15 protein-coding genes and 1 pseudogene are annotated in these 15,122 nt (G+C 51.8%); 9 read left to right on the top strand and 7 right to left on the bottom strand.

Going from position 1 to position 15,122, the window contains the following annotated elements; genetic code table 11:
- Nucleotides 1–111: 111 nt before the first annotated feature.
- Complete coding sequence (gene loiP, locus EQY_RS0110965) at nucleotides 112–870, bottom strand: metalloprotease LoiP (RefSeq protein ID WP_010347931.1); 759 nt, start codon at nucleotides 868–870, stop codon at nucleotides 112–114.
- Nucleotides 871–1,147: 277 nt separating this feature from the next.
- Between loiP and tkt the strand changes: the two genes are divergently transcribed.
- The gene (tkt, locus tag EQY_RS0110960; RefSeq protein WP_000098607.1) at nucleotides 1,148–3,139 is read left to right on the top strand and encodes a transketolase; all 1,992 of its coding nucleotides are present in this window, start codon (nucleotides 1,148–1,150) and stop codon (nucleotides 3,137–3,139) included.
- 217 nt (nucleotides 3,140–3,356) lie between these two features.
- Here the strand turns inward: tkt and EQY_RS23930 are convergent.
- Nucleotides 3,357–3,670, bottom strand: a pseudogene (locus tag EQY_RS23930) (SPFH domain-containing protein); the annotation flags it as partial.
- A 353-nt stretch (nucleotides 3,671–4,023) separates the two neighbouring features.
- On the opposite strand from EQY_RS23930, the gene cmtB reads away from it, so the two are divergent.
- Genes cmtB through EQY_RS0110930 form a run of 6 tightly spaced genes read left to right on the top strand, consistent with a single transcriptional unit; the run spans nucleotide 4,024 to nucleotide 9,378 of the window.
- Nucleotides 4,024–4,467 carry a PTS mannitol transporter subunit IIA gene (gene cmtB / locus EQY_RS0110955; protein WP_001236693.1) on the top strand — a complete coding sequence of 148 codons (444 nt, stop codon included), beginning with the start codon at nucleotides 4,024–4,026 and terminating at the stop codon, nucleotides 4,465–4,467.
- A 27-nt stretch (nucleotides 4,468–4,494) separates the two neighbouring features.
- Nucleotides 4,495–5,883: a PTS mannitol transporter subunit IICB gene (gene cmtA / locus EQY_RS0110950; protein ID WP_000428775.1), complete on the top strand. Its 1,389-nt coding sequence runs from the start codon at nucleotides 4,495–4,497 to the stop codon at nucleotides 5,881–5,883.
- Between the two features lie 14 nt (nucleotides 5,884–5,897).
- Nucleotides 5,898–7,175, top strand: a complete 1,278-nt coding sequence (locus EQY_RS0110945; protein WP_000853234.1) for a zinc-binding dehydrogenase — start codon at nucleotides 5,898–5,900, stop codon at nucleotides 7,173–7,175.
- Entirely contained in the window at nucleotides 7,172–8,137 is a 966-nt protein-coding gene (glpX, locus tag EQY_RS0110940) for a class II fructose-bisphosphatase (protein ID WP_000987295.1), read from the top strand. The genes EQY_RS0110945 and glpX overlap by 4 nt, the downstream gene beginning before the upstream one ends.
- Nucleotides 8,138–8,158: 21 nt before the next feature.
- On the top strand, nucleotides 8,159–8,668 hold the full coding sequence (gene fumE / locus EQY_RS0110935) for a fumarase E (RefSeq protein WP_000224161.1): 510 nt from the start codon (nucleotides 8,159–8,161) through the stop codon (nucleotides 8,666–8,668).
- Entirely contained in the window at nucleotides 8,665–9,378 is a 714-nt protein-coding gene (locus EQY_RS0110930) for a nucleoside/nucleotide kinase family protein (RefSeq protein ID WP_000687715.1), read from the top strand. The genes fumE and EQY_RS0110930 overlap by 4 nt, the downstream gene beginning before the upstream one ends.
- On the opposite strand, the gene EQY_RS0110925 is transcribed toward EQY_RS0110930, so the two are convergent.
- Genes EQY_RS0110925 through EQY_RS0110905 form a run of 5 tightly spaced genes read right to left on the bottom strand, consistent with a single transcriptional unit; the run spans nucleotide 9,350 to nucleotide 12,426 of the window.
- The gene (locus EQY_RS0110925; protein ID WP_000956938.1) at nucleotides 9,350–10,027 is read right to left on the bottom strand and encodes an ABC transporter ATP-binding protein; all 678 of its coding nucleotides are present in this window, start codon (nucleotides 10,025–10,027) and stop codon (nucleotides 9,350–9,352) included. The two genes, EQY_RS0110930 and EQY_RS0110925, sit on opposite strands and share 29 nt — an antisense overlap.
- Nucleotides 10,021–10,698 (bottom strand): ABC transporter ATP-binding protein, encoded by a 678-nt coding sequence (locus tag EQY_RS0110920; RefSeq protein ID WP_000256984.1) that lies wholly within the window; start codon nucleotides 10,696–10,698, stop codon nucleotides 10,021–10,023. Before EQY_RS0110920 ends, EQY_RS0110925 begins: the two co-directional genes overlap by 7 nt.
- On the bottom strand, nucleotides 10,686–11,393 hold the full coding sequence (locus EQY_RS0110915) for an energy-coupling factor transporter transmembrane component T (RefSeq protein ID WP_000553236.1): 708 nt from the start codon (nucleotides 11,391–11,393) through the stop codon (nucleotides 10,686–10,688). Before EQY_RS0110915 ends, EQY_RS0110920 begins: the two co-directional genes overlap by 13 nt.
- Complete coding sequence (locus EQY_RS0110910; RefSeq protein WP_000124032.1) at nucleotides 11,394–11,972, bottom strand: ECF transporter S component; 579 nt, start codon at nucleotides 11,970–11,972, stop codon at nucleotides 11,394–11,396. It abuts the gene before it with no gap.
- 22 nt (nucleotides 11,973–11,994) lie between these two features.
- Nucleotides 11,995–12,426 carry a PPC domain-containing DNA-binding protein gene (locus EQY_RS0110905; RefSeq protein ID WP_000988690.1) on the bottom strand — a complete coding sequence of 144 codons (432 nt, stop codon included), beginning with the start codon at nucleotides 12,424–12,426 and terminating at the stop codon, nucleotides 11,995–11,997.
- A gap of 371 nt (nucleotides 12,427–12,797) precedes the next feature.
- Between EQY_RS0110905 and epd the strand changes: the two genes are divergently transcribed.
- Together epd and pgk are read left to right on the top strand one after the other, a co-directional pair.
- Nucleotides 12,798–13,817 carry an erythrose-4-phosphate dehydrogenase gene (gene epd, locus EQY_RS0110900; RefSeq protein ID WP_000218481.1) on the top strand — a complete coding sequence of 340 codons (1,020 nt, stop codon included), beginning with the start codon at nucleotides 12,798–12,800 and terminating at the stop codon, nucleotides 13,815–13,817.
- Nucleotides 13,818–13,866: 49 nt separating this feature from the next.
- Nucleotides 13,867–15,030 carry a phosphoglycerate kinase gene (gene pgk, locus EQY_RS0110895; protein ID WP_000111269.1) on the top strand — a complete coding sequence of 388 codons (1,164 nt, stop codon included), beginning with the start codon at nucleotides 13,867–13,869 and terminating at the stop codon, nucleotides 15,028–15,030.
- Nucleotides 15,031–15,122 lie beyond the last annotated feature (92 nt).

Genomic DNA, 15,122 nt, shown 5'->3' with positions numbered 1-15,122 from the left:
ATAAGATGCGTCAGCATCGCATCCGGCAATGCGCGCGGGGTGACAAATGTGCCATTCGTGTCAGATGCGGCGTGAACGCCTTATCTGACCTACGTTCGGTACTACCGGACCTTACTTAATCCCATCCGCGCTCATACGATCGCGAATATGCTGGGCGCGTTCGGCGGATGCCGGATGGTCGTCAAACATTGAGCTTTGGCGACCTTCTTCCAGTTTCGCCAGTTTTTCAAAGCTGGTGGCGAGACCTGCCGGGCTGATGCCGCGTTGGCGCAACAAATCGTAGGAATAATCATCCGCTTCCGCTTCCTGGCGTTGAGAGAATTGCGAATTGACTAGCTTTTCGCCCAGGTCACCAAGTTGTGATTGCGATAAACTGCCGACAATCCCGCCCGCAGAGGCCGCTGCGACACGCACGGCGTTTGTACCAAGTGCCACCTGCATCCCTTTCTTCACATGGCCTAACGCCACGTGCCCCATTTCGTGACCGATCACCGCTTCAACTTCGTTATCCGTCATCATATCCATCAGCCCGCTATAGACGCGGATACAGCCGTTGGCCATTGCAAAGGCGTTTACATCTTTCGCCATATACACTTTGTAATTCACCGGCTGACCGTTGATATTGTTGCCTAGCGCGTTGGCTATGGTGGTCAGACGCTTAGCATATTCACTATTGGCTGGCGCAATCGTCGCCTTGCTATCCATCTCCTGACATGCCTGATCGCTAAGGGCTTTCACCTGGGCGTCACTCAAACTGTAAGCCTGAAAAGCTTCCGCTCCTGATGAGAGCAGTCCACTGGAGTCCATATTCTGGCAACCGGTCAGTACCGTTGCCACGCTCATTGCTACCAATAAGGCGCGAATTTTCATGTTTTCTCTTCCGCACAAGGTCAGGATTATTCTAAAAATGCGCCGTTTGCAGGTGAATCGACGCTCAGTCTCAGTATAAGGAAAAGCGCAGCGGACGGGCGAGCAGATTGCGCAACATGCGAGCATGATCCAGAGATTTCTGAAGCGGCAAAAGGATGTTCCATGTACATGACGCGCGGCTTGCGGTAAATTGTTGGCAAATTTTCCGGCGTAGCCCAAAACGCGCTGTCGTCAAGTCGTTAAGGGCGTGCCCTTCATCATCCGATCTGGAGTCAAAATGTCCTCACGTAAAGAGCTTGCCAATGCTATTCGTGCGCTGAGCATGGACGCAGTACAGAAAGCCAAATCCGGTCACCCGGGCGCCCCGATGGGTATGGCTGACATTGCCGAAGTCCTGTGGCGTGATTTCCTGAAACACAACCCGCAGAATCCGTCCTGGGCTGACCGTGACCGCTTTGTGCTGTCCAACGGCCACGGCTCCATGCTGATTTACAGCCTGCTGCACCTCACCGGTTACGATCTGCCGATGGAAGAACTGAAAAACTTCCGTCAGCTGCACTCCAAAACTCCGGGCCACCCGGAAGTGGGCTACACCGCAGGTGTAGAAACCACCACTGGTCCGCTGGGGCAGGGTATTGCGAACGCAGTCGGTATGGCGATTGCAGAAAAAACGCTGGCGGCGCAGTTTAACCGTCCGGGTCACGACATTGTCGACCACTACACCTACGCCTTCATGGGCGATGGCTGCATGATGGAAGGCATTTCCCACGAAGTTTGCTCTCTGGCGGGCACGCTGAAGCTGGGCAAACTGATTGCGTTCTACGATGACAACGGGATTTCTATCGATGGTCACGTTGAAGGTTGGTTCACCGACGATACCGCAATGCGTTTCGAAGCCTACGGCTGGCACGTTATTCGTGATATCGACGGTCATGACGCGGCATCTATCAAACGCGCAGTAGAAGAAGCGCGTGCAGTGACTGACAAACCGTCCCTGCTGATGTGTAAAACCATCATCGGTTTCGGTTCGCCGAACAAAGCCGGTACGCACGACTCCCACGGTGCGCCGCTGGGTGACGCTGAAATTGCCCTGACCCGCGAGCAACTGGGCTGGAAATATGCACCGTTCGAAATCCCGTCTGAAATCTATGCTCAGTGGGATGCGAAAGAAGCAGGCCAGGCGAAAGAATCCGCATGGAACGAGAAATTCGCTGCTTATGCGAAAGCTTATCCGCAGGAAGCCGCTGAATTTACCCGTCGTATGAAAGGCGAAATGCCGTCTGACTTCGACGCGAAAGCGAAAGAGTTTATCGCGAAGTTGCAGGCTAATCCGGCGAAAATCGCCAGCCGTAAAGCGTCTCAGAATGCCATCGAAGCGTTCGGTCCGCTGTTGCCGGAATTCCTCGGCGGCTCCGCTGACCTGGCTCCGTCTAACCTGACCCTGTGGTCTGGTTCTAAAGCAATCAACGAAGATGCTGCCGGTAACTACATCCACTACGGTGTTCGCGAGTTCGGTATGACCGCGATTGCTAACGGTATCTCCCTGCATGGTGGTTTCCTGCCGTACACCTCCACCTTCCTGATGTTCGTAGAATACGCACGTAATGCGGTACGTATGGCTGCGCTGATGAAACAGCGTCAGGTGATGGTTTACACCCACGACTCCATCGGTCTGGGCGAAGATGGCCCAACTCACCAGCCGGTTGAGCAGGTTGCTTCTCTGCGCGTGACCCCGAACATGTCTACATGGCGTCCGTGTGACCAGGTTGAATCCGCTGTAGCGTGGAAATACGGCGTTGAGCGTCAGGACGGCCCGACCGCGCTGATCCTCTCCCGTCAGAACCTGGCGCAGCAGGAACGTACTGAAGAGCAGCTGGCAAACATCGCGCGCGGTGGTTATGTGCTGAAAGACTGTGCCGGTCAGCCGGAACTGATCTTTATTGCTACTGGTTCTGAAGTTGAGCTGGCTGTTGCCGCTTACGAAAAACTGACTGCCGAAGGCGTGAAAGCGCGCGTGGTTTCCATGCCGTCTACCGACGCATTCGACAAGCAGGACGCTGCTTACCGTGAATTCGTACTGCCGAAAGCGGTTACTGCACGCGTTGCAGTAGAAGCGGGTATTGCTGACTACTGGTACAAGTATGTTGGTCTGAACGGTGCTATCGTCGGCATGACCACCTTCGGTGAATCTGCACCGGCAGAGCAACTGTTTGAAGAGTTCGGCTTCACCGTTGAAAACGTGGTAGCGAAAGCAAAAGAACTGCTGTAATCGGTAAGATGCTTTGTGAGAAGGGTCGCGAAAGCAGCCCTTCATATTGTTGGCAAAGTGCGTGTTGTTCCTACCGGATGCGGCGTGAACGCCTTATTCGGCCTACAAAATCATGCAAATTCAATAAATTGCAGGGACTGTGTAGGCCTGATAAGCGTAGCGCATCAGGCAGTTTAGCCTTTGCCATCAGTCTCAAGAGCCGCAAACGCGGCTCTTTTTACTTGGTCGAGATAAACGGAACGGTACTGCCGGGGTTCATGGTATCGGGTAATTTGCCATCCCAACGCTCAGCAGTGGTAAGGGCACAAGACCGGGATTGTCCCGCAGAGCTTCACCCCGCAGGCGAATAGTTTCGGCTTCAGCCGCACCTCTTACGCAATAGTCTCCGCTTTAGCTGCTGTCTGCTTCTGCCTGAGCCTGCGTTACGGCAATTTGCGCCAGGATCTTCTCTGTTTCCAGATTTTGTTTACGTATGGCAATGGCGACTTCCGCTTTCATTCGATCTTCAATCGACTTCTCATAAGCGTCAGAAATTGAGCAAAGCAAGGAATATGCCCCCCTGATGTGAGGATAACAGTCAACCTCGAACAATTAAGAATCTATAAAGAAGGGGCTGTAAGATTTAATTTTATCCGTTTTCGTACTTTCAAGCTATAAATGATGAGCATGATCACAAACACAGCAATCATAAATTTGTCTTATTTGCAATCCAACTCACAAACAGAAAGTTGACTTTATAATTGTTAATCGCAACTTATTTTTATTTATGGTTTGTTTATTTCTCCTCTTCTGGTGGTTCGCCTTTTTAGCCCAATTGCTTTCAATTTTTTGCGCGCGTATTTTATTTTCACCGACAGTCGGTACTCTAAAAATAGGGATAATTTATGCGGCTTATTGATTATTTTCCAGAATCATCAATCTCAGTGATACATGCAGCTAAAGACTGGCAGGAGGCTATTGATTTTTCGATGGCATCATTATTAACAAAAAATTATATCAACGAGAATTACATTCAGGCTATTAAAGATTCCACCATTAACAACGGATCTTATTATATTCTCGCAGCAGGCGTGGCAATGCCTCATGCGCGACCAGAATGTGGGGCGCTCAAAACCGGAATGTCTTTGACGTTACTTAAACAAGGTGTTTATTTCCCTGGGAATGACGAACCGATTAAATTACTCATCGGGCTTTCTGCTGCCGATGCCGATTCGCACATTGGCGCTATTCAGGCGTTAAGTGAATTACTGTGCGAAGAAGAAATACTTGAACAACTCTTAACAGCATCATCAGAAAAACAATTAGCGGACATTATCAGCCGCGAATAATAACTCTCTCCTCTACAGGATAATATTATGGAAAACAAGTCTGCTCGTGCAAAGGTTCAGGCTTTTGGGGGCTTTTTGACCGCTATGGTCATTCCCAATATCGGTGCTTTTATTGCCTGGGGTTTTATTACTGCATTATTTATTCCTACCGGCTGGCTGCCTAACGAACATTTCGCCAAAATTGTCGGTCCAATGATTACCTATTTATTACCGGTGATGATTGGTTCTACCGGTGGTCACCTGGTCGGCGGTAAACGCGGTGCGGTGATGGGGGGAATAGGGACGATTGGCGTAATTGTGGGTGCTGAAATCCCCATGTTCCTGGGTTCGATGATTATGGGACCGCTTGGCGGCCTGATGATTAAATATATCGATAAGGCACTGGAAAAACGCATCCCCGCTGGTTTTGAGATGGTTATCAATAACTTCTCATTAGGTATCGCCGGGATGGCTCTCTGCCTGCTAGGTTTTGAAGTTATCGGTCCAGCGGTGTTAATTGCCAATACTTTCGTCAAAGAGTGTATTGAGGCGCTGGTACATGCGGGATATCTGCCTCTGCTGTCTGTTATCAATGAACCCGCGAAAGTGCTTTTCCTCAATAACGCGATAGATCAGGGCGTCTATTACCCGTTGGGGATGCAACAGGCTTCGGTTAACGGCAAATCCATCTTCTTTATGGTGGCGTCGAATCCGGGGCCTGGCTTAGGACTGCTGCTGGCGTTTACCTTGTTTGGTAAAGGGATGAGTAAACGTTCTGCGCCCGGGGCGATGATTATTCACTTTCTTGGCGGCATCCACGAACTGTATTTCCCGTATGTGTTGATGAAGCCGCTGACCATTATCGCCATGATTGCGGGCGGTATGTCTGGAACCTGGATGTTTAATTTGCTGGACGGTGGTCTGGTGGCAGGCCCAAGTCCGGGGTCTATCTTTGCCTACCTGGCACTGACGCCGAAAGGTTCGTTCCTGGCGACAATCGCCGGTGTTACGCTCGGTACTCTGGTGTCCTTTGCCATCACTTCCCTGATACTGAAGATGGAAAAAACGGTGGAAACGGAGAGCGAAGATGAGTTTGCTCAGTCAGCCAATGCGGTTAAAGCGATGAAACAAGAAGGTGCATTCTCGTTATGCCGGGTTAAGCGTATTGCCTTTGTTTGCGATGCGGGGATGGGCTCCAGCGCGATGGGCGCAACCACCTTCCGTAAGCGCCTGGAAAAAGCGGGGCTGGCAATAGAAGTAAAACATTACGCGATAGAAAACGTGCCTGCGGATGCCGATATTGTGGTCACACACGCCAGTCTGGAAGGACGCGTGAAACGTGTGACGGATAAACCGCTGATATTGATTAATAACTATATTGGTGATCCAAAGCTCGACACCTTATTTAATCAATTAACCGCCGAACATAAACACTGATTACAGAGATAAAAATGAAAACCAAAGTTGCTGCTATTTATGGCAAGCGGGACGTCCGTCTGCGCGAATTTGAACTGCCCGAAATTACCGATAATGAACTGTTAGTGAGTGTAATTTCTGACAGCGTCTGTTTATCGACCTGGAAAGCGGCGTTACTCGGTAGTGAACATAAACGCGTACCCGACGATTTAGAAAATCATCCGGTCATTACCGGGCATGAATGTGCCGGGGTTATTGTCGAAGTGGGTAAAAATCTCACTGGCAAATATAAAAAAGGCCAGCGTTTTGTATTGCAACCAGCAATGGGATTACCCAGTGGATATTCAGCCGGATACAGCTACGAATATTTCGGCGGTAATGCCACCTATATGATTATTCCCGAAATCGCCATTAACCTGGGCTGTGTATTACCTTATCACGGTTCTTATTTTGCAGCGGCGTCGCTGGCGGAGCCGATGTGCTGCATTATTGGCGCTTATCATGCCAATTATCACACCACACAATATGTTTATGAGCACCGCATGGGCGTCAAACCTGGCGGCAATATTGCGCTGCTGGCGTGTGCTGGCCCGATGGGAATTGGCGCTATCGATTACGCCATTAACGGCGGCATACAACCGTCGCGGGTAGTGGTGGTCGATATCGACGAAAAACGCCTGGCACAGGTGCAGAAGTTGCTGCCGGTAGAACTGGCGGCCAGTAAAGGCATTGAGCTGGTGTATGTGAATACCAAAGGGATGAGCGATCCAGTCCAGACGCTGCGGACGCTGACAGGAGATGCCGGGTTCGATGACGTGTTTGTCTATGCAGCGGTGCCTTCGGTCGTTGAGATGGCTGATGAGTTGCTGGCAGAAGACGGCTGCCTGAACTTCTTTGCCGGCCCGACGGATAAAAACTTCAAAGTGCCGTTTAACTTCTACAACGTCCATTACAACAGCACGCACGTCGTCGGTACATCCGGCGGTTCAACGGACGATATGAAAGAGGCGATTGCCCTTAGCGCCACGGGGCAGTTGCAACCGTCGTTTATGGTGACCCATATTGGTGGGCTGGATGCGGTGCCAGAAACCGTGCTCAATCTGCCGGATATCCCCGGCGGTAAAAAACTCATTTATAACGGCGTGACCATGCCGCTCACTGCCATTGCCGATTTTGCCGAAAAAGGCAAAACCGATCCGCTGTTTAAAGAGCTGGCGCGGCTGGTTGAGGAAACGCACGGCATCTGGAATGAACAGGCCGAGAAATATCTGCTGGCGCAATTTGGCGTTGATATCGGGGAGGCCGCGCAATGATGTCCCTGGCGTGGCCATTATTTCGCGTTACGGAACAGGCAGCGTTGGCTGCCTGGCCGCAAACCGGATGTGGCGACAAAAATAAAATTGATGGCCTGGCGGTCACCGCGATGCGCCAGGCATTAAACGACGTCGCTTTTCGTGGACGAGTGGTTATCGGCGAGGGAGAAATTGACCATGCGCCGATGCTGTGGATTGGCGAAGAGGTGGGCAAAGGCGATGGGCCAGAAGTCGATATCGCGGTTGACCCGATTGAAGGCACGCGGATGGTGGCGATGGGGCAGAGCAATGCGCTGGCGGTCATGGCCTTCGCCCCACGAGACAGCTTGCTACATGCGCCCGATATGTATATGAAAAAACTGGTCGTTAACCGACTGGCTACCGGGGCAATCGATCTGTCTTTGCCCCTTACAGAAAACTTGCGCAACGTGGCGAAAGCGTTAGGCAAACCTCTGGATCGGTTACGTATGGTTACGCTTGATAAACCGCGCCTGAGTGCCGCGATTGAGGAAGCGACGCAGCTTGGCGTGAAGGTTTTTGCTCTGCCGGATGGCGATGTCGCCGCCAGTGTACTGACCTGCTGGCAGGATAATCCTTACGACGTGATGTACACCATCGGCGGCGCGCCGGAAGGCGTTATCTCTGCCTGTGCTGTTAAAGCATTAGGCGGGGATATGCAGGCGGAATTAATCGATTTTTGCCAGGCCAAAGGTGACTACACCGAAAATCGGCAAATTGCAGAGCAGGAGCGCAAGCGGTGTAAGGAAATGGGGGTTGACGTTAACCGTGTGTACTCACTCGACGAACTGGTGAGGGGGAAAGATATCCTCTTTAGCGCCACAGGCGTCACGGGCGGAGAGCTGGTGAACGGTATACAACAGACGGCGAATGGAGTGCGGACGCAGACATTACTGATCGGCGGCGCGGACCAAACGTGTAATATAATTGATTCCCTGCATTGATGGTGATCTATCGGAAGACGAATGGCGACGCTGACAGAAGATGATGTGCTTGAGCAACTGGACGCACAGGACAATTTATATTCATTTATGAAAACTGCGCATTCTATTTTGCTCCAGGGGATACGCCAGTTTCTGCCGTCGCTATTTGTCGATAACGATGAAGAGATCGTCGAATATGCAGTGAAACCGTTACTCGCCCAAAGCGGCCCGCTTGACGATATTGATGTTGCGCTGCGTTTGATTTATGCGCTGGGGAAAATGGATAAATGGCTGTACGCCGATATCACGCATTTTTCCCAGTTCTGGCATTACCTGAACGAACAGGATGCCCCCCCAGGATTTGCCGATGACATAACCTGGGATTTTATCAGCAACGTCAATAGTATAACCCGCAATGCGACGCTCTATGATGCGTTAAAGGCGATGAAGTTCGCCGATTTCGCCGTCTGGTCAGAGGTGCGTTTTAGCGGGATGGTCAAAACGGCGCTGACGCTGGCAGTAACGACCACCTTAAAGGAATTAACGCCGTGAAAATTGAATTAACGGTGAATGGGCTGAAGGTACAGGCGCAGTACCATGATGATGAGATAAAAAATGTACATAAACCGTTGCTGCGCATGTTGGCGGCCTTACAGACGGTAAATCCACAGCGGCGTGCGGTGGTATTTCTTTGCGCTCCGCCGGGGACGGGTAAATCTACCCTAACCACCTTCTGGGAATATCTCGCGCAACAAGACCCGGAACTACCCGCTATTCAGACGCTCCCGATGGATGGTTTTCACCATTACAACATCTGGCTGGATGAGCATCAGCTTCGCTCTTATAAAGGCGCACCGCAGACGTTCGACGTGGCGAAACTGGCGGAAAATCTGCGCCGGGCAGTGGAAGGGGATTGTACGTGGCCGCAGTACGATCGACAAAAGCATGATCCCATAGAAGATGCATTACACGTTACTGCACCGATCATTATCGTAGAAGGAAATTGGCTGTTATTGGATGACGAGAAATGGCGCATGCTTGCGCAATTTTGTGATTTCTCGATCTTTATCAACGCGCCCGCAGCTGCGTTACGGGAACGGCTGGTGGGGCGCAAGCTGGCGGGAGGGTTATCGCTGGCAGACGCTGAAGCCTTTTATGAACGTACCGACGGCCCAAATGTTCGCCGGGTGCTTGAACAGAGTCTGCCCGCAAATTTGACCTTAATGATGACGGCTAGCGGCGAATATCGTCTGGCAGATTGACCTCTTTCACAGTGCCGTCTTCCAGACGGATAACACGGGAAAAATGACGCCGGGTAAATGCGGCGTCATGACTGATTGCCACGACACTCGCGCCTTGTTGGCGGCATTTTTCCAGCCAGCACTCAAACACGCCCAGCCAGTTTTCGTCAAAATCCCGACTGGGTTCATCCAGCAACAACAGTGACGGGGCGAGAGCTTCCAGACTGGCGACGGCGACCATCCGTCGCTGTGCGCTATGCAGGTCTAACGGATGCGCGCTGGCAACGTCTGCTAACTGACAACATTGCAGGGCGTATTCGGTGCGTTTTGCGATGTCTGCGGGTGAGAATTTTTGTAATTTCAGACCAAAGGCGACCTCTTCGGCGACGGTGCTATGAAACAACTGGTTTTCCGCTTCCTGAAACAGTACGCCAATTTTTGCCGCGCGCTGGCGGTTCTTAAGCGTATGTAATGCCTGTTGTTGCAATATTACTGTACCGGAAGATGGGGGAAGAAGACCCGCCATGATGCGTAACAGTGTCGATTTTCCCGCGCCGTTGTCGCCGGTCAGCGCCAGCCATTCACCTTGTTTAAGTTGCAGCGAAATGTCGCAAAGACAATCTGTTGCCGCGCCAGGCCAGCGATAAGTCACCTGATTTAACGTTAACATAATGGCTGGAGTACTCCGTCATGTAACCGCCAGGAATGCTGGCAATAGTTCAGAAAAGGTGTGGGATGACGTTCAAACAGAATAACCAGCGAACCGCATTCCATCGCCCAGTGCTGCAAACGCTGCAACAGAATTTCGCTGGCTTGTGATGTCAGGCGGCTAAAGGCTTCATCAAGAATTAATAGTTTTGGTTGCATAGCGATGGCACAGGCGATAACCACGCGTTGGGTTTCTCCACCGGAGAGTGTTGCCGGATGGCGATGACGCAACGGCTGGCACTCGGTCAGGGTCAGGGCAGCGTCAATGCGCGCCATAACCTTTGCTTCATCAAGACACAGATTTTCTGGCCCAAAGGCAACCTCTTCTTCCACGCTAAAGGTACAGCCGGAAAGCTGCAAATAGGGAGATTGCTGGACGAGTTGAATGGTAGCGGCTTGTTCGCTTAGCGAGAGTTGCCCAATGGGCGTATTGAGGAGCATTCCCGTGCCAGCGATGTCACCCGGCAGGAAGTCCGGATACCAACCCGCCATCAGTTGCGCCAGCGTGCTTTTGCCGCTGCCGTTGTCTCCAAAGATGGCGACCATCCCCGGGTTGTCATAGTGAAAGTCATAACAGAATGGAGAGTGCGTTGAGTGCGTCGGGCAATAGCGAAACTGTTCTAACGTAACCATAGCCACACTCCCGGTTCTGCCAGCATCAGCAATATCATGGTGTAACGAGCCACTTTTTGTAATTTACTGTCAGGTGGTGCCCATAGCGTAGTGCGCCGGTTATGTAAGCGAAATGCCCGCATATCCAGCGCCGCACCACGGATCGCCAGATCGTTAAGCGCATTATGGGTTAATGGTATGATTAACGCCGGCATCGCACATAAGCGTTGATACCAGCTTTCATCCAGCGGCACGCCACGCGCACGCTGTGCTTCATGAATAATCGCTAATTGCCGTTTTAACTGCTCAACGACCAGCAGCGGTCCGGCAAACAGATAAGCGACGCCCGGCGGCAGGCGAGAAGCAAACAAAGCGCGGATAAATCGTTGCACGGGGACGTACTGCATCCACAACTGCGAAGTGGAAACAATCGCCAGAATGCGCAGCCAGAGCGTAATAGCAAATGCCCAACGTTCTGGGTTGCGCGGTGTTCCGCTTATCCATTCTGTCAGCCAGCCACCGTGCACCAGCCACAGGCCGCCCCCCAGCGAAAACATCAGCCAGGCGACATATTTTGCTCGCCGCCGCGTGGCCTTTAACGCAATAAGGCAGAGAAAGGTCGCCGCGCTATAGACTGGCAAAATGGTCTGCGCGGGCAGGATTAGCGTGGTGCAGGCTGCCAGCGCCCACAGCGTTAATGAGGTAAACGGATGCATTTAGCGCACGGCAGCCATTGCCGGAAAATGACGCGTGGTGCGAATCGGCAGCTGGCGCAGTAAAAGCCAGACAATCACCGCTGTAAGAATTTTATCGACCAGGTTTGCGCCTATCACCGTAATCGCCACCGACTCCACCAGGTTTTGCCCCATAGAGTGCATCCAGGCAACGAACAAATCGGCTCCGCTACCGGTGACACCGCCGAACAGAGCAGTACGTAACGGTACAGCAACGACAGTGACCGCAAGCGTAATAATCACGCCGCTGACAACGACTTTCGGCAGGGTGCGAAACCAACCCGCTCGCGCCAGCCAACCGGCGACCAGGCCGATGACCATCGCGACGGGCGCAAATGCGGCGGCGATCGGGTCGGTCAGCAATCCCCAGAGTAAATTGGTCAGTAAGCCGGTCAGCATCCCGATCACCGGACCAAGCAGTACCGCGCTAATAAGTGTGCCGATGGAGTCGAGAAATATAGGTAATTTGACCATGCTGGCCAGTTGCCCGCCGATCATATTGATGGCGATAGAGATAACGATCAACACCAGTGCCTGACTGGAAAAGCGGCGACGCGCCATAAGAAAACCTCTCTGAAAGTAGTTATTTAACGGGGGAAATATGCAACTCGTCGTAACCAGAAAGCGCGCAAGACTGGCGGCTAAACGCCAGTTCCTCAAGGCAGCCGATCACCAGTTCAAGCGTGGTGCGCACGGTACAGCCGGGCATCATATGACCGCCAAGCATCGCGCCGTGTGGATCGGAAACGCAGAGATGAAGATGCTCACCACTCTGTTCCAGCGTGCCGTTCAGTGCGATGACTTCAAACTTACCGCTTAGAAGGGTGGTGTTTTCTTGCCCGGCATAGCGCAAAACGACATCAGTCAGACTGCCGGTACAACCTGCAATCCACGCGGCGTGGAGTTGTTGTTGCTGCGCGAAGACGCGCAATTGGGAGAGAACTTCCTGCCCGGGGAGCAGGCGCAGCGCGTAAAAGTGTGCGGAGGAAGAATATGGGTAGGGCAATGTCATCATTGGAGTACTCCGAAACTCGGACGTATTGCGGATAATATCGACGCTGCATCAGTCATATTCTGATATAAGTCAGGGTTTGTGACGGCACAACGAAAAGATTTTGCTACGCTTATTCGTGATTCTGCAAAGTGGAATAAATTCCACAGGGGCGGGGCTGAAAACGTGACGTAAGTCAGATAATTGTCTTCTTTGACTGGACAATCATTCCTTTTATTCCACGTTTCGCTTATCCTAGCTGAAGCGTTTCAGTCGATTAAATGTTCGACAATTAACCAATCAGTCGCAGTTTGCGACAGGTAAGGTTTCCCCGGACGATTTGCTGGATTACTCTGTCTGGCAAATTTGCTCAGGGAAAACCTTGCAGGAGATCTATGACCGTACGCGTAGCGATAAATGGCTTCGGTCGCATCGGGCGTAATGTGGTTCGTGCTTTGTATGAATCCGGACGCCGGGCGGAAATTACCGTGGTGGCAATCAACGAACTGGCGGATGCTGCGGGCATGGCGCATTTGTTGAAATATGACACCAGTCATGGCCGTTTTGCATGGGAAGTACGTCAGGAACGCGATCAACTTTTTGTTGGTGATGACGCCATCCGCGTATTGCATGAACGTTCACTGCAATCGCTCCCCTGGCGTGAACTTGGCGTTGATGTAGTCCTCGACTGCACCGGCGTATATGGCTCCCGCGAGCATGGCGAAGCGCACATTGCCGCCGGGGCTAAAAAAGTGCTCTTTTCACATCCTGGCAGTAACGATCTCGACGCGACCGTTGTTTACGGCGTCAATCAGGATCAACTTCGTGCGGAACACCGCATCGTTTCTAACGCTTCCTGTACCACGAATTGCATAATTCCCGTCATCAAATTGTTAGATGATGCGTACGGTATTGAGTCCGGCACTGTGACCACAATTCACTCCGCCATGCACGATCAACAGGTTATTGATGCATACCATCCTGACCTGCGTCGCACCCGGGCAGCCAGCCAGTCGATCATTCCGGTCGATACTAAACTGGCCGCCGGTATCACACGATTTTTTCCGCAATTTAACGATCGCTTTGAAGCGATTGCGGTACGTGTGCCAACCATAAATGTGACGGCAATCGATTTAAGCGTGACGGTGAAGAAACCTGTAAAAGCCAATGAAGTCAACCTGTTGCTGCAAAAAGCAGCACAAGGTGCATTTCATGGTATAGTTGACTATACGGAATTGCCGTTGGTCTCTGTAGATTTTAACCACGATCCGCACAGTGCCATTGTCGATGGCACCCAAACCCGGGTCAGTGGTGCACACCTGATCAAAACGTTGGTCTGGTGCGATAACGAATGGGGCTTTGCTAACCGAATGCTCGACACGACGTTAGTTATGGCTACTGTTGCTTTCAGGTAAGACGCAAGCAGCGTCTGCAAAACTTTTAGAATCAACGAGAGGATTCACCATGTCTGTAATTAAGATGACCGATCTGGATCTTGCTGGGAAACGTGTATTTATCCGTGCGGATCTGAACGTACCAGTAAAAGACGGGAAAGTAACCAGCGACGCACGTATCCGTGCTTCTCTGCCGACCATCGAACTGGCTCTGAAACAAGGCGCTAAAGTGATGGTAACTTCCCACCTGGGTCGTCCTACCGAAGGCGAGTACAACGAAGAATTCTCTCTGCTGCCGGTTGTTAACTACCTGAAAGACAAACTGTCTAACCCGGTTCGTCTGGTTAAAGATTACCTCGACGGCGTTGATGTTGCTGAAGGTGAACTGGTTGTTCTGGAAAACGTTCGCTTCAACAAAGGCGAGAAGAAAGACGACGAAACCCTGTCCAAAAAATACGCTGCACTGTGCGACGTATTCGTAATGGACGCATTCGGTACTGCTCACCGCGCGCAAGCTTCTACTCACGGTATCGGTAAATTCGCTGACGTTGCGTGCGCAGGTCCGCTGCTGGCGGCTGAACTGGACGCGCTGGGTAAAGCACTGAAAGAACCAGCTCGCCCGATGGTGGCTATCGTTGGTGGTTCTAAAGTATCTACCAAACTGACCGTTCTGGACTCCCTGTCTAAAATCGCTGACCAGCTGATTGTTGGTGGTGGTATCGCTAACACCTTTATCGCGGCACAAGGCCACGATGTGGGTAAATCCCTGTATGAAGCTGACCTGGTTGACGAAGCTAAACGTCTGCTGACCACCTGCAACATCCCGGTTCCGTCTGATGTTCGCGTAGCGACTGAGTTCTCTGAAACCGCACCGGCTACCCTGAAGTCTGTTAACGATGTGAAAGCTGACGAGCAGATCCTGGATATCGGTGATGCTTCCGCTCAGGAACTGGCTGAAATCCTGAAGAATGCGAAAACCATTCTGTGGAACGGTCCGGTTGGCGTGTTCGAATTCCCGAACTTCCGTAAAGGTACTGAAATCGTGGCTAACGCTATCGCAGACAGCGAAGCGTTCTCCATCGCTGGCGGCGGCGACACTCTGGCAGCAATCGACCTGTTCGGCATCGCTGACAAAATCTCCTACATCTCCACTGGCGGCGGCGCATTCCTCGAATTCGTGGAAGGTAAAGTACTGCCTGCAGTAGCGATGCTCGAAGAGCGCGCTAAGAAGTAAAAAATCACAGGGCAGGGAAACCTGCCCTTGTTTCAGCGCGCTTTTAGAGCACGCATTTTTTCATACTCTAAATAATTCGAGTTGCAGGAAGG

Origin of the sequence: Escherichia sp. TW14182 (assembly GCF_000208525.1) — a bacterium.
In the GTDB taxonomy this organism is placed as follows: domain Bacteria; phylum Pseudomonadota; class Gammaproteobacteria; order Enterobacterales; family Enterobacteriaceae; genus Escherichia; species Escherichia ruysiae.
Note: the sequence above shows the minus strand (reverse complement) of the source record. Positions and strands in the feature narration are given on the sequence as shown.

What these genes read in the sequence shown, in the direction of transcription:
- EQY_RS0110925 (WP_000956938.1), bottom strand. Translation starts at nt 10,027, where the DNA reads ATGTTAACGTTAAATCAGGTGACTTATCGCTGGCCTGGCGCGGCAACA.
- EQY_RS0110905 (WP_000988690.1), bottom strand. Translation starts at nt 12,426, where the DNA reads ATGATGACATTGCCCTACCCATATTCTTCCTCCGCACACTTTTACGCG.
- EQY_RS0110910 (WP_000124032.1), bottom strand. Translation starts at nt 11,972, where the DNA reads ATGGCGCGTCGCCGCTTTTCCAGTCAGGCACTGGTGTTGATCGTTATC.
- cmtA (WP_000428775.1), top strand. Translation starts at nt 4,495, where the DNA reads ATGGAAAACAAGTCTGCTCGTGCAAAGGTTCAGGCTTTTGGGGGCTTT.
- EQY_RS0110915 (WP_000553236.1), bottom strand. Translation starts at nt 11,393, where the DNA reads ATGCATCCGTTTACCTCATTAACGCTGTGGGCGCTGGCAGCCTGCACC.
- fumE (WP_000224161.1), top strand. Translation starts at nt 8,159, where the DNA reads ATGGCGACGCTGACAGAAGATGATGTGCTTGAGCAACTGGACGCACAG.
- loiP (WP_010347931.1), bottom strand. Translation starts at nt 870, where the DNA reads ATGAAAATTCGCGCCTTATTGGTAGCAATGAGCGTGGCAACGGTACTG.
- EQY_RS0110945 (WP_000853234.1), top strand. Translation starts at nt 5,898, where the DNA reads ATGAAAACCAAAGTTGCTGCTATTTATGGCAAGCGGGACGTCCGTCTG.
- pgk (WP_000111269.1), top strand. Translation starts at nt 13,867, where the DNA reads ATGTCTGTAATTAAGATGACCGATCTGGATCTTGCTGGGAAACGTGTA.
- cmtB (WP_001236693.1), top strand. Translation starts at nt 4,024, where the DNA reads ATGCGGCTTATTGATTATTTTCCAGAATCATCAATCTCAGTGATACAT.
- EQY_RS0110920 (WP_000256984.1), bottom strand. Translation starts at nt 10,698, where the DNA reads ATGGTTACGTTAGAACAGTTTCGCTATTGCCCGACGCACTCAACGCAC.
- tkt (WP_000098607.1), top strand. Translation starts at nt 1,148, where the DNA reads ATGTCCTCACGTAAAGAGCTTGCCAATGCTATTCGTGCGCTGAGCATG.
- glpX (WP_000987295.1), top strand. Translation starts at nt 7,172, where the DNA reads ATGATGTCCCTGGCGTGGCCATTATTTCGCGTTACGGAACAGGCAGCG.
- epd (WP_000218481.1), top strand. Translation starts at nt 12,798, where the DNA reads ATGACCGTACGCGTAGCGATAAATGGCTTCGGTCGCATCGGGCGTAAT.